Below are 13695 nucleotides of genomic sequence, written 5' to 3'. Positions count from 1 at the left end.
TTTCCGGTCTCTTTCCGGTCGCGGTGGACGCGCGCGACCGGTCAGGCGGGAAGCAGGGCTTCGGCCGGCTCGAACGGAAAACGGTCGGCGAAGGCCGGGCGCAGATCCGTCAGCCAGACCGCGGACGGGTCGTAGCGCGCGAAGAACGGCCGGCCCACCAGCGACGGGTCGCGGGCCTGGATGAAGTGGAGCATGAAGACCTGCTCCCCCGCGATCTCCGTGACGCCGTCGACGCACACCTTGCCCGGTGTGGCCGACATCGAGGGCCCGCGCACCGTGCGGCACAGCCCCGAGACGGACGAGTAGGCGTCCCTGAAGATCTCGTACGCCCGCGCCAGCGGCACCGCGAAGTAGTCCTGCGGCCCGGTGTCGCGCTCGACGAACATGTAGTAGGGGATCATCCCCATCCGGTGCTGCCGCCGCCACATGTGCGACCACAGGGCCGGATCGTCGTTGATCGACCTGATCAGCGGCGCCTGGGTCCTGATCGTGGCCCCGCTGCCGATGATGCGCTTGACCGCCGACTCGACCAGCGGCGACTCCAGCTCGCGCGGGTGGGAGAAGTGGGCCATGAACGCGAGGTTCTTGCCCGCCCGCACCACCTCCTCGAACAGGCCCAGCGTGGCGTCGGCGTCGGGGTCGGTGGTGAACCGCTGCGGCCAGTAGGCCAGCGCCTTGGTGCCGATCCTGATGGATTCGAGCTGCTCCAGTTCGAGCAGCGGCTCCATGTAGCGCCTGATCACGGGCTCACCCATGATCATCGCGTCGCCGCCGGTGATGAGCACGCTGGTGACCTCGGGATGGCGGCGAATGTAGCCGACCATCTGGTCGATGTCGTCGGAGGCGAACTTCAGGTCCGCGTCTCCGACGAACTGCGCCCACCTGAAGCAGTAGGTGCAGTAGGCGTGACAGGTCTGCCCCTGCTTGGGGAAGATCAGCACGGTCTCCGGATATTTGTGCTGCAGCCCGAGGACGAGTTCGTCGCCGATCCTCGGGACGTTGAGTTCCTTCTGACCCGCGGGATGCGGGTTGAGCTGGGCGCGTACGCGGTTGGCCTCGGCCTGGATCTCGGAGTTGGGGGCCTCGGCCTTCAGCAGGTCGGCCAGCCTGGCCACGTCTTCCGCGGGAAGCATGTCCGCCTGCGGGAAGACCAGCCGGTATATGGGGTCGTCGGTCGCGGCAGACCAATCTATGAGTTCATCGACGACATAGGCGTTCGTCCGGAAGGGCAGCACCGTGGCGACCGCGCGGACCTTGAGCCGCTCGTCGTCAGCCAGCCCCGCACGCCGCAGGAGCTCGTCAAGGTGCTTGGACGTGTACGCCTTGAAGCGTCGCGTGCCTGCCTGGTTCAAGATCACTAGGCCTTTCCCATCTTTTTTGTTCGATCGGGTGTAAACCTCACGACCCTGTCGCGCGTCTACGGTCCTTAATACCCGGACGCGCTCAGCGGCGTCACCGGTTCCGCTGGGCTCCAAGTTTTCCTTGAGGTTCGGGACACTCGCGACATATCGCGATCGGGCATAGACTCCTATACCGTGACCGACCATCCGCAGCTTCGCGCCTCAGACGCCGACCGCGACCGCGTGGCCGCGGTGCTCGGCGAGGCGCTCGCCACAGGAAGACTGACCAGCGTCGAGCACGCCGACCGCCTCGACGTGGCCTACACGGCCAAGACCGTCGGCGAGCTCGTCCCCCTCACCCGGGACCTGCCCGAGGTGTCCGCCTCCAGTCCACCCGCCGGCGTCGAACGGCAGGTCATCGACTCGAAATTCAGCAAGATGGTGCGCAAGGGCCACTGGGTGGCCTCCAGGCACCTCAAGCTGTCGGCCAGGTTCGGCGCGCTCGTCATCGACCTGTCGGAGGCCGTGCTGCCGGGCCGCGAGATCACCGTCGAGACCGACGCGCGGTTCAGCAAGGTGATCGTGCGCGTGCCCGACAACGCCAACGTGATCGACGAAGGCAGCTCGCTCTTCGGCAAGCGCAACGTGACGGGCGGCTCCCAGGGCGACGGGCCGCTGATCCGGGTGACCGGGTCGTCGAAGTTCTCCAAGGTCATCGTCACCCGCGGCAAGGACGACTGGAACCTCCACTAGAGGACCGGCGCCATGCCCTGGACGAGGCCCCCGCCGGCCTGGACGGCCCCGGACATGACTGGAACGTGCCCTCCAGGGAACCAACAGGGCCTACCCGCCGGTTAACCTGGCACCTGCCTCGCCTGCGATGCGGACATACCGAGCCCGCGTACCGGCCAAGCCGTGACGGCGGGCTCGATGCCGTACGAGGTGATCAGTGTCCGACAGCAGGCCCATCGCGCTCGACGCCATGGGCGGCGACCACGCACCCCACGAGATCGTGGCGGGCGCGGTGCACGCCGTGCGCGAACGCGGCCTGGCCGTCGTCCTCGTCGGCTCCCCCCGCGTGCTCTACGAGGCGCTCGCCGACCACGACGCCACCAAAGAGGTCCCGATCGTCCGGGCCGAAGAGGCCCTTTCCATGGACGAAGGCGCGCTGGCCAGCCTGCGCCGCCCCCGTTCCAGCATCGCCGTCGCCTGCCACCTCGTCCGACGCGGCGACGCCGCCGCGGTCGTGTCCGCCGGATCGACCGCGGGCATCGTGGCCACCGGCAAGCTCCGGCTCAAGGGCCAGCAGGGCGTGCTCAGACCGGCCATCGCCGTCGCGCTGCCCACGCTGCCCACCCCCACCGTGCTCCTGGACGCCGGCGCCAACGCCGAGGTCAAACCGGAGATGCTGGTGCAGTTCGCCCACCTCGGCGCCACCTACGCCGAACTCGCCCACGGCGTCCAGGACCCCAAGGTGGGCCTGCTCACCATCGGCAGCGAGGCGGAGAAGGGCAACAAACTCGTCAAACGCGCCCACGAGCTGCTGCAGACCTCCCCCGGCATCCAGTTCGCCGGCAACGTCGAGGGCCACGACCTGCTCACCGGCAAGGTCGACGTGATCACCACCGACGGCTTCACCGGCAACGTGGCGCTCAAGACGATGGAGGGCGCGGTCCGCTACGCGTTCACCGAGCTCAGGGAGAGCATCGGCGACAGCAGGATGGCCCGGCTCGGCGCCGCCATGCAGCGCTCCCGCATCCGTGACCTGCGCCGCCGCCTCGACGCCGAGGAGCACGGAGGAGCCGTCCTGCTCGGACTCAACGGCACCGTCGTCATCGCCCACGGCGCCTCCAGGGCCCAGGGCATCAGCGCGGCCTGCCGCCTGGCCGCCGACCTGGCATCGGCCGGCGTGGTGCCGGCCATCGGCGAGAAGGCCGCCTCCCAAAGTCGCTCCCACAGGTTGTGGTGAAGGCTTAGGGTGTGAGTCCGATCCACAGAAACGGGGGGTTATGTGGACGGGCTCACCTTGACCGCGCCCGGGCTGACGTCCGCCCAGGTGGCGGGGGCGAAGGCCAACCAGGTGCCACGCCGGTCGAGCAGGTCGCTGAGCGCGATTCTCAGAGCGAACGTCTTCACCCTGTTCAACCTCGTCATCGGCGTCCTGTGGGCCCTCATCCTGATCTTCGGCGAGTGGCAGGACGGCGCGTTCGGGCTGGTCATGGTGGCCAACGCGCTGATCGGCATCGTCCAGGAGCTGCGCGCGAAACGTACGCTCGACAAGCTCGCGGTGATCAACGAGGCTCCCGTACGCGTGCGCCGCGACGGCGCGGAACGCGAGGTCAGCCCCCGCGACGTGGTGCTGGGCGACCTCATCCTGCTCGGCCCCGGCGACCGGCTGCTGGTCGACGGCGAGGTCGTCCACTCCGAGGGGCTGGAGGTGGACGAGTCGCTGCTCACCGGCGAGGCCGACCCCGTGCACAAACAGCCCGGCGAGGAGGTGCTGTCGGGCAGCTTCGCGGTCGCGGGCTCCGGGGCGTTCGTCGCCACCAGGGTCGGCGCCGACGCGTACGCCGTGCGCCTGGCCGAGGAGGCCAGCCGCTTCCACCTCGCCCACTCCGAGCTGCGGGCCGGCGTCGCGAACTTCATCAAGTACATCACCTGGCTGGTCATCCCCATCGGCGCGCTGCTGATCTACAGCCAGCTGCACAACTCGGCCGACCTCGGCACCGCCATCACCGGCGCGGTCGCGGGCATCGTCACCATGATCCCCGAGGGCCTGGTGCTGACGACCTCCCTCGCCTTCGCGGTCGGCGTCGTCCGCCTGGGCCGGCGCAAGTGCCTGGTCCAGGAGCTGCCCGCGATCGAGGGCCTGGCCAGGGTGGACGTGCTCTGCCTGGACAAGACCGGCACCCTCACCACGGCCGGCATGGACCTCGACCAGGTCCTCCCCGTCCGGCCCGACGAGCCGGCCCGCACCGTCCTGGCCCAGCCCGGCGGGCCGGCACCCGCCACCCGAGTCCAGCCCGACGGCCCCTTGGTCGATCCCGCACCCGCCGCCCTGGCCCAGCCAGACGGTCAGCCGATCGACGCCGCGCTCGCCGCGCTCGCCCATCTCGACAGCCGGCCGAACGCCACCGCCGAGGCCATCAGGGCCGGCTACCCTGCCGTCACCGCCGGCGGCTGGAAGGCCGGCGAGACCGTGCCGTTCTCCTCGGCGCGCAAGTGGAGCGGGGCCGACTTCGGCGAGCACGGCGTCTGGGTGCTGGGCGCGCCCGACGTGCTGCTCCAGGGCGGCGACTGCTACGACAGGGCCGCCGAGTTGGCCGCCACCGGCACCCGCGTCCTCGTGCTGTGCCGCGCCACCGGCCTGGCCGCCCTCACGGACGCCCCCGCCACCCCCGCCGCCCTGCTCCCCGTGGCGCTCGTCACGTTCAAGCAGCGCATCAGGCCGGACGCCCGCGACACCCTGCGCTACTTCGCCAAACAGGGCGTCAACCTCAAGATCATATCCGGCGACAACACTCAGGCGGTGTCGGCCATCGCGACCGGCCTCGGCATCCCCGGCGCCGACCGCGCCATCGACGCCAGGACGCTCCCGCACGACGACCCGGACAAACTCGGCGAACTACTCGACAACCACACCGTCTTCGGCCGGGTCACCCCGCGCCAGAAGCGGGAGTTCGTGACCGCGCTGCAGTCCCGCGGCCGCACGGTCGCCATGACCGGCGACGGCGTCAACGACGTGCTCGCGCTCAAGGACGCCGACCTCGGCATCGCGATGGGCGCGGGCAGCCCGGCCACCAAGGCGGTCGCGCAGGTGGTGCTGCTCGACGACAAGTTCTCCACCCTGCCCCACGTCGTGGGCGAGGGCCGGCGGGTGCTGGCCAACATCGAACGGGTCGCCAACCTGTTCCTCACCAAGACCTTCTACGCGATCGTGCTGTCGCTGCTGGTCGGGGTGGCCGGGGTCGCGTTCCCGTTCGCGCCGCGCCACTCGACCCTGACCAACGCCCTGGTCATCGGCATCCCGGCGTTCTTCCTCGCGCTCGCCCCCACGCTTGAGCGGGCCAAGCCCGGGTTCGTGCCCCGCGTGCTGCGCTTCGCCGTACCGGCCGGGGTGCTGTGCGCGCTGGCCGTGCTGCTGTCGTTCCGGGCCGCGCACAACGGCGCCTCCTCCCTCCTGGAGGACCAGACCGCCGCCGTGATCACGCTCTTCCTCACCACCTGGTGGGTCCTCGTCCTGATCGCCAGGCCGCTCAACTGGTGGCGGGGAGCCATGGTCGCGGCCATGGCGGCGCTCTTCTGCGTCGGCCTGTCGCTGCCGTTCATCAGGGAGTTCTTCGCCCTCGAACCCGGCGACCTGACCAACGATCTGATCGCCGTCGGCATCTCGGTCGTGGCCGCCTTTCTGATAAGCGTCTCGGTCAAGGTCGCCGGTACCCTTAGACCATGACCGACCCGCAGATTGTGCTCACCGAGCGCGTCCAGCAGGCGCTGGCCCGCGCGTTCGGCCCGGAGCACGCCGACGCAGATCCGCTGATCCGGCCCTCCCAGTTCGCCGACTTCCAGGCGAACGTCGCGATGAGCCTGGCCAAGCGTCTGCGACGGAGCCCGCGGGAGGTCGCCGAAGCGATCAGGGCGGAGTTGTCCGACTTCCCCGGCACCATCGAGGTTAGCGGCCCCGGCTTCCTCAACATCACCCTCGCCGACTCCTTCATCGAGTCCGAGGCCCGGCAGATGCTGGCCGACCCGCGCCTCGGCGTCGGCACGACCACGCCGTCGCAGACCATCGTGATCGACTACTCCGCGCCCAACGCCGCCAAGGAGATGCACGTCGGCCACCTGCGCACGACGATCGTCGGCGACTCCCTGGCCCGCCTGCACGAGCACCTGGGCAACACCGTCATCAGGCAGAACCACCTGGGCGACTGGGGCACCCCGTTCGGCATGCTCATCGAGCACCTGCTCGACATCGGCGAGCAGGCCGCGGTCGCCCAGCTCGAAGCCGGCCAGGGCACCGAGTTCTACCAGGCGGCGCGGGCCAAGTTCGACAGCGACGAGGGTTTCAAGACGCGGGCGCGGGCGCGGGTGTCCACCCTGCAGTCTGGCGACCCCGACACGCTGCGGCTCTGGCACGTGTTCATGGACGCCACCGTGCGCTTCTTCAACAAGGTCTACGACCTGCTCGGCGTCACGCTGACCGACACCGACATCGCCGGCGAGAGCATGTACAACCCGATGCTCCAGAAGACCTGCGACGACCTGGAGGCGTCGGGCACGGCGGAGCTGAGCGAGGGCGCGCTGTGCGTGTTCCCGCCCGGCTTCACCGGCTCCGACGACAAGCCGCTGCCGCTCATCATCAGAAAGAGCGACGGCGGCTACGGTTACGCCACCACCGACCTGGCGGCCATCCGCTACCGCGTCCACGACCTCAAGGCCGACCGCATCCTCTACGTCGTCGGCAACGAGCAGGCGCTGCACTTCCAGATGGTGTTCGCCGCGGCCCGGCTGGCCGGCTGGCTGCCCGACACGGTCGACGCCGAGCACGTACGCATCGGCATGATGCTGGGCAAGGACGGCCGGCGCTTCAAGACCCGTTCCGGCGAGTCGGTCAAGCTGATGGACCTGCTCCAGGAGGCGATCGACCGGGCCGCCCGGCTGATCGAGGACCGCGGCTACGACGAGGCGCTCAAGCGGGAGATCGCCCACGCCGTCGGCATGGCCGCGGTGAAATACGCCGACCTGTCCGTCAGCCACGACAGCGAATACGTCTTCGACCTCGACCGCATGGTGGCCACGACCGGCAACACCGGCCCCTACATGCAGTACGCGACGGCCCGCATCCGCTCCATCTTCCGCAAGGCGGGCATCGAGCCGGACGAGGCGAAGACCCCGATCGTGCTGGCCGCCCCGGCCGAACGCGCGCTCGGCCTCCACCTGCTGGGCTTCGGCGAGCTCGTCGCCCAGGTCACCGCCGCCTCCGAGCCCCACCGGCTGTGCGCGTTCCTCTTCCAGACGGCCAGCCTGCTGAGCACGTTCTACGAGGAGTGCCCGGTCGTCAAGGAAGGCGTCGACCCTGAGACGAGAGACCAGCGGCTGGCCCTGTGCGCGCTCACGTTGCGCGTCCTGGAGACCGGGCTCGACCTTCTGGGCGTCCCTGTCCCCGAGCGCATGTAACAGGCAGTTGACTCAAAGTCTCCCGTTCCGTCGTGGGCGCGCCTCCACCGGGTTGGCGCGCCCCAGCGGTTACGCTTTACGCGGTCATGAACTGAGGCCGAATTGGGGGAGTTCTCTGCCTTGAGCACGGACCTGACTGCGAGCCCCCCAGCAGCGACCGAGTTGCATCGCTATGCCGAGGCGCTGCTGGCGCACCTCGCCGCCAAGGGCACCGCGCCTCCTGCCGCACCGAGCTTCCGCGACGTATCCGGCTACTGGCTGCCCCCGGCCGTCCAAGCGCTGGTCGCCATCCTGTCCGGCGACGACCCGCTGGAGCCCCTGAGCAAGGCGGCCGGCCGCGACGAGCAACAGACCGCCCTCTTCCTCTGCCTGGCGCTGGCGGTGTCCGGGCAGGGCAGCCGCATCCACGCCTCCTGGCTCGGCACCGCCTTCGGCGAACTCTCCCTCGACCGCCCCGTCTCCCACGGCCAGCGCTCGCTCTGGCTGGCCGCCGCCCGGGGGGCGTACGGCCCCGCCGGCAAGATCTTCGTGCTGCGCAAACTCGACGCGCTGGCCATCCAGGACCGCGCCGACCCGCAGGAATGGGTCCAGTCGCTCATACCCGGCGAATCCGCCGTCGTCGTACCGCCGTCGCTGGTCGACTTCCCCGAGATGGCCGAGATCCCCGAACTCGCCAGGCCCGCCGTCGCCGCCGCCCGCCTGGCCAGGCTACGCGGCCGCTGCGCCGAGATCACCTCGGCCCGCCAGGCCGAACACGACTCCGCTGCCCCCCTCGACAACAGCTCCAACAGCCCCGCCGCTGCCTGGGCCGAGAACGAGCCGCTGGCCGTCCTGCGCTCCCTGATCGGCCTGGGCGGACCGGCCGGGCCGATGGCCTCACTCAGCTCCTACCTGCTCGACGACCTGCGCCCCGGCGCCGACCCGCATCTCGCGGCCATCGCCCTGCACGTCGCGGCGCCCATCCTGCGCGGGGTGGCTGAAGAACTCGAAGCCGACAGCCGCCTCGACCCGCCGGAAACCCTGACCGTGCCGCTCCTCGGCCACCGCATCCACCTGCGCCCCGAGGGCCCCGACCAGGACTCGCTGGCGGCGGCGGAAGAGTCGATCGTCACCGACGGCATCGTGCCCCGCGGCCGCCCGTGGGCCGCCGTGGTGCTGACCGTCGCGGGCGTCGCCTGCCTCATCGGCGCCGTCTTCGCCTCCCACCTCCTGGCCGCGGCCGCCATCGCCATGATCGGCCTGGCCGGCTGGCAGCTCTGGCAGCGCCGCAAACTCGCCGAAGCGGACGCCCGCTACGTGGCCTCCCAGGTCAACGAGCTGAAGGAGCTGGCGGAGGGGGCCGTCTGGGCGCTGCACGCGTACGCGCGCGAATCGGACGCTCGGGCCAAGCAGGCCGCCGAAGACGCGGCCGAACTCACCCTCCTCATCCGCCGCGGCCCCCGCGCCGCCCACTGACCCCCAGCAGCCGCCCGGTCGTCGGGAGTTTCCGTACTACCGCTCTGTCCGCCACCTACCACCCAGCGCCCCGGCCATCCTGTGCCCTGTGCCAACGGCCACCGACGCCTCGCAGTCCAGCGGGGCTCAACCACCCTCGCAACCCATTCACCACGGTCGCAGCACAGTCGCCTCGGGATCTCGGATACGGCGACCGAACACCAACAGCCGTCGAAGTCCGATTCGCGGCTGCGCGGCCTGTCGCGGGACAGCCGACGTAGCCCTCGTCCCGGTCGACCACCGAGCAAGACAGCGCGCCCGCCACAGCAGCGCCACCAAGACGGGGCCCGCCACGGCCGTTGCCGGCAGCAAGGCTGACCACCCGGTTAGACCTTGAGCGGCCAGCCCGTGACCACCAGCCGCTATGACCAGCGCGGGCCCTAGGACCAGCGGAACCCTATAACCAGCAGGGCCCTATGACCCGACACCTGCGCGCTTCACATGCGCGCTTCGATGGGAGACGGCGACCGCCCGCAGGTACAACAGGTACAAGTCGACGAGCGGAGGGGGATAAGACGAGGATCATCTGGCGGTCAGCACGGCCTCCCTAGAAGTGCGCGATCAGGTGGTCTCGATCTCCACGTGAGCCGGCGCGAGCAGGAAGACGCGCTCGGCGATGCGCTCGATCCGCCCCTCACACCCGAAAGCCAGCCCCGCGGCGAAGTCCACCATCCTCGTCGCCTCGGACATCGACATGCCCGTAACGTCCATGATCACCGTTTGCCCGTCACGGAAATGCTGACCGATCAACGGCGCGTCGTTGTACTTGAGCGGCTGGACCATCACGATCCGCGACGAGTCGACGTTCGCGCGCCACCGCCGGGCGGCCCGCTCGGTCGCGGGGACATACTCGTCCTCGTAGTGCTCGTCGTCGTCATAGCCCTCGTCGTAGTGATCGACCCCGCTCAGGCCAAGGTAGCTCACCACCTTGCGCACTGCCCCCATCGGCTTGTCCTTTCCTCAGGAACTCACCGTAATCGGCACGTCCCTACACATTGGACGGTAACCGACGATTCCGCATTCGCCACGCGACACGCCCAGCCCTAATTCCATTTTGTACGGCTTGCAGCCTGGTTGCAGCTGGATATCCGCCCCCCGTATACCCTGAGCCACATGCTCCTCTTCACCGTCGATGCCTTCACCGACACAGCTTTCAAGGGTAATCCCGCGGCGGTCTGCCTGCTGGACACTCCGGTTACTGAGCAGTGGATGCAGAGCGTAGCCAACGAGATGAGCCTCTCCGAGACTGCTTTCCTGTTCGGGGATTCGCTGCGCTGGTTCACCCCGAAGGTGGAGGTCACGCTCTGTGGCCATGCCACGCTGGCGACCGCACACGTCCTCTATTCGACCGGTGCGGCGACGGGGCAGCTGGAATTCAGCACGGCCGGCGGGATCCTTACCGTGAATCGGCGCACCGACGGCATGATCACAATGGATTTCCCTGCCAAGCATGTGAGCCCTGTCCCCGTTCCCGACGGCCTGGAGAAAGCGCTCGGGGCCACTCCGGTGCGGGTCGGAAAAAGCGCGCTCGACCTGCTGGTCGAGGTGGACTCGGCGGAAACCGTACGCTCCCTCGCCCCCGATATCGAAGCCCTGGCCGCCATCGACGCGAGAGGCGTCATCGTCACCGCTCCCGGCGATGACACCGATTTCGTCTCCCGCTTCTTCGCCCCGAACGTCGGCGTCAACGAGGATCCGGTAACGGGCTCGGCCCACTGCGCCCTGTCGCCGTACTGGTCGGCCCGCCTCGGCCGCACCTCCCTGACCGGTGCCCAACTCTCGGCGCGAGGCGGCATCGTCCACGTCCGTCATGAAGGGGACCGGGTCCACCTGGCCGGCCACGCCGTCACGGTGATGTCTGGCACGCTCCACCTCTGACCCTCGCCTCATCCGGAAATCTCCACCCGTCTCTCTGCCGCCATAGCCACGAAGTAGTCCTGAGAACTCAGCGGAAACAGCCGAACCCCAGCCGGCCACCGCCCATCCCCCTGCGAACGGAACTCGGCCGACTGCTGTCCGTAGCCATGCGACCACCGGCGATGCGGCCCGCCGCGCCACGGCAACGTCCGGGACCCCCTCCTCCGTACGGCGCGTACAGGCGGACCGTCCAAGACCTGACGGCCTCAGCGTGAAGGCGGTGCGGCTCCCGCTCCGGCCGCTGTGCTGACCGGTCAACCGAAGCCCTACCTCCTTGGCACCGCTGCGGGCCACCGAGGCACAGCACTCCGGCCACACCCCCAGTCGCGCACGCGTCAGCCCACATCCATGAGCGCCAAGCCGGAGACCTTCGTCAGGCGACGTGATCATGACGTCATGCTGGCAGGCTCCACCGACATATTCCCCAACGCCGACACTGATCCCGAAAATCTCCGGAAACAGCGGCTGCGGCAGGGCGAGTAAATCGAGCTATGTCCGGCGAAGGGCCACCCGCAAGAAGCGCCGTTTATTGTCCAGTGCGCCGGCCAGTCGTCCAGGGCATTCACCTGCTGCTGGACAACCCGATGCGGCCCTGGCGTGATGCCCGTCGCCCGGATCCGGACGACGGCCTGAGAGCGCGCACGTCCATGTGCCCGCCTCCGGCATTCCCCATCTCAACACCGGGGAGAGCATGTCCAAGACGATGAGGATCTGACCCTCGTCGCCACGGCGGTGGGCAAGGGCAACAGCGTCGGTAACCGCAACGGCAAGGACGGCTACTGTGCCCAACCCGACCCTCGCACGTGACCGTACCGGCCGGCGGCCACGCGCCCCCGCCCCTGGCCTTCGCCCTGCCCGCCGAGCATGGGCGCCCATCACCCCATCCTTCGCAGAGCCGAACGCCACACCATCTCCTCCGGCTGTCGCTCGCCTGCTTCGCCTCTACGCCACCGCCTCCGTCGCGGCCCTGGGCTTCCCCGACACACTGATCGTCCTGCGCTCACTGCTGGGGTGGCTCGGCGTGGTGCTGGTGTACGGCCGGCTCTTCGACCGGTGTCAGTCGTGGGCCGGCCCGATCGGGCTGCTGTGCGTCCCGCTGCACTGGGGCGACAGGCGGATGGTGGGACTTCAGCACGCGCCCCTACGACGACGCGTCAAGCCTGCTGCTCTGCGCCTGCCTCCTCGCGATCGGCCTGCCATCCCTGACATCGGCCACCTTGGCGTCTGTCGCGCCTCCGCGGTGCTCTGGTGCCTGCCCGATCAGGCTCGCTCACTGGGCAACCCGGCAGCAGCCAGGACGAGCGAGCCAGTCATCGACAGGTGTAGCCCCCTTGAGAGACCGTTGCCGGCATTCAGTGCAGGCCGTCCATCTCGCATATCACGTCAGTGAACCTGCCGATTCGTACTGCGCTCGGAGGGACCATCACGCGCTCGACTCCGTTGCCGTCCCACAGGTCACCCGAGAGTGTGAGCAGGTGTGCGTACCCGTCTGCCCTCATTCCGATCGAGCTGTCGATGTGGGGCCAGCCGAACGCCTGGCTGTCCCCGAGGGTGAATCCTTGCTCGTCTTGACAGTAGAAGCGCCACTCCTCGCGGAGGGGACCCTGCACGTACCGTTCGACGGAAGATTCCCAGTGGTCTTCGTGGAAGTCCGGCTCGGCGCGGTAGTCGAACGCCTCCAGGATCGGGTCGCCGGTAGCGAATTCACCCGAAACCGCCGGCAGGGTCATGATCGGTACGGCGTGCAGCCGGACCGTGCTCAAGGCATCCCCCGGTGGTGGCACCGGCACATCCACGGCGCACGCTGGGTCCGCGCAGATGATCGTGCACTCCTCGGAGACGCTGCCGACCGCGCTGAAGACGTTGACAGGCCGAGCCGGGTGGGCAGATGCTCGCCGAGACAGAGGGCCGGTTCGTCGGGATCGAGCCCGGCGAACAGGCTGAGCGAGGTCACTGTCGTGGTCTGCGGCCGGCTCGAGAAGCGCTGGTGCTCCTGCCCGGCATCGACCGGTAGGCGGCTTGTCGGGGCCGGCGGGCTTCAGCGCGAGACCCGGCTGGGCCAGAGCCGCCATTTTCGGACCGAGGCGCTCTCCCGGCAGCTCGGTGCACAATTCACGGATGTCCGCGATGGCGCTCTCCTGATGCATGGGCCGATTCCAGCAGACGTTCCCGACAATTTCTCGATCTTCCCCGATCACACGGAACGATGCTCGCACGTGCCAGGAACGTCAGCTCCGGACCTGGATGGGTGCAGCCGAACTCGGCGCCCTAGGCGATCAGACGGTGATGGCGTATTCGTCCTTGGTGACGGGTCTCGCGGGTCTCGCGAACGCGATGTTGTCGAGGGCCGAGCCGGCTGGCCGAGGACCGGCCGAGATCGCCATTCGTGACAACGGCTCTGACCCTGAGAATGGCCTCGCCCCCGGCCGATTCCTGCAGGGCGCCGATGATCTCCAACCGGTCACCGACCAGACCCCTGGCTGTTCCCCCGATCCCAGACGGTGCCGCAGTGGGAGCCGGACCTGGGGGCGTCGGTGTCACCGCGGCAGCATCGGGATGTGCTGGAGGTCCTCACCGATGCCGGTGGGGCGATACGGGCGGGCAAGATAGTGTGGCGCCTTCGATGACGTGCACGAGCATGCCCACCCCTCCAGGACGCCAGAAAAGGGCCCGAACATGCAGAAGAGGGCCCCGACGCCGCAAGGCATCGAGACCCTCTCCTCCAAAGATTGTCCGGCGGTGACCTACTCTCCCACACCCTCCCGAG

Annotated in this window: 9 protein-coding genes; 6 read left to right on the top strand and 3 right to left on the bottom strand. The window is 69.1% G+C overall.

Features of this window, described 5'->3' with window-relative positions; genetic code table 11:
• Positions 1 to 41 precede the first annotated feature (41 nt).
• Entirely contained in the window at positions 42 to 1358 is a 1317-nt protein-coding gene (locus ABFX54_RS36245; RefSeq protein WP_346111230.1) for a KamA family radical SAM protein, read from the bottom strand.
• A 177-nt stretch (positions 1359 to 1535) separates the two neighbouring features.
• On the opposite strand from ABFX54_RS36245, the gene ABFX54_RS36240 reads away from it, so the two are divergent.
• The 5 genes from ABFX54_RS36240 (at position 1536) to ABFX54_RS36220 (ending at position 8972) form a co-directional block, all read left to right on the top strand.
• On the top strand, positions 1536 to 2093 hold the full coding sequence (locus ABFX54_RS36240; protein ID WP_346111229.1) for a DUF1707 SHOCT-like domain-containing protein: 558 nt from the start codon (positions 1536 to 1538) through the stop codon (positions 2091 to 2093).
• A gap of 196 nt (positions 2094 to 2289) precedes the next feature.
• Positions 2290 to 3309, top strand: coding sequence for a phosphate acyltransferase PlsX (gene plsX / locus ABFX54_RS36235; protein ID WP_346111227.1), 1020 nt, complete (start codon positions 2290 to 2292; stop codon positions 3307 to 3309).
• Positions 3310 to 3351: 42 nt separating this feature from the next.
• Positions 3352 to 5793, top strand: a complete 2442-nt coding sequence (locus ABFX54_RS36230; protein ID WP_346111226.1) for an HAD-IC family P-type ATPase — start codon at positions 3352 to 3354, stop codon at positions 5791 to 5793.
• Positions 5790 to 7517, top strand: coding sequence for an arginine--tRNA ligase (argS, locus tag ABFX54_RS36225; RefSeq protein WP_346111225.1), 1728 nt, complete (start codon positions 5790 to 5792; stop codon positions 7515 to 7517). The genes ABFX54_RS36230 and argS overlap by 4 nt, the downstream gene beginning before the upstream one ends.
• Positions 7518 to 7637: 120 nt before the next feature.
• A complete protein-coding gene (locus ABFX54_RS36220; protein WP_346111224.1) occupies positions 7638 to 8972 on the top strand; it encodes a hypothetical protein in 1335 nt (444 codons plus the stop codon).
• Between the two features lie 600 nt (positions 8973 to 9572).
• Here the strand turns inward: ABFX54_RS36220 and ABFX54_RS36215 are convergent.
• A complete protein-coding gene (locus ABFX54_RS36215) occupies positions 9573 to 9956 on the bottom strand; it encodes a cell division protein SepF (RefSeq protein WP_043633494.1) in 384 nt (127 codons plus the stop codon).
• Positions 9957 to 10124: 168 nt separating this feature from the next.
• Here ABFX54_RS36215 and ABFX54_RS36210 point away from each other — a divergent pair, with 168 nt between their 5' ends.
• Entirely contained in the window at positions 10125 to 10889 is a 765-nt protein-coding gene (locus ABFX54_RS36210; protein WP_346111223.1) for a PhzF family phenazine biosynthesis protein, read from the top strand.
• A gap of 1391 nt (positions 10890 to 12280) precedes the next feature.
• On the opposite strand, the gene ABFX54_RS36205 is transcribed toward ABFX54_RS36210, so the two are convergent.
• Positions 12281 to 13075, bottom strand: coding sequence for a hypothetical protein (locus ABFX54_RS36205; RefSeq protein ID WP_346111221.1), 795 nt, complete (start codon positions 13073 to 13075; stop codon positions 12281 to 12283).
• Positions 13076 to 13695: the final 620 nt, after the last annotated feature.

The sequence above is a fragment of the Nonomuraea maheshkhaliensis genome, assembly GCF_039529435.1.
Lineage (GTDB): Bacteria > Actinomycetota > Actinomycetes > Streptosporangiales > Streptosporangiaceae > Nonomuraea > Nonomuraea maheshkhaliensis.
Note: the sequence above shows the minus strand (reverse complement) of the source record. Positions and strands in the feature narration are given on the sequence as shown.

Bases quoted from the DNA above. Each gene is read 5' to 3' on its own strand.
- argS (WP_346111225.1), top strand. From the start codon at position 5,790: ATGACCGACCCGCAGATTGTGCTCACCGAGCGCGTCCAGCAGGCGCTG.
- ABFX54_RS36215 (WP_043633494.1), bottom strand. From the start codon at position 9,956: ATGGGGGCAGTGCGCAAGGTGGTGAGCTACCTTGGCCTGAGCGGGGTC.
- ABFX54_RS36210 (WP_346111223.1), top strand. From the start codon at position 10,125: ATGCTCCTCTTCACCGTCGATGCCTTCACCGACACAGCTTTCAAGGGT.
- ABFX54_RS36205 (WP_346111221.1), bottom strand. From the start codon at position 13,075: ATGCATCAGGAGAGCGCCATCGCGGACATCCGTGAATTGTGCACCGAG.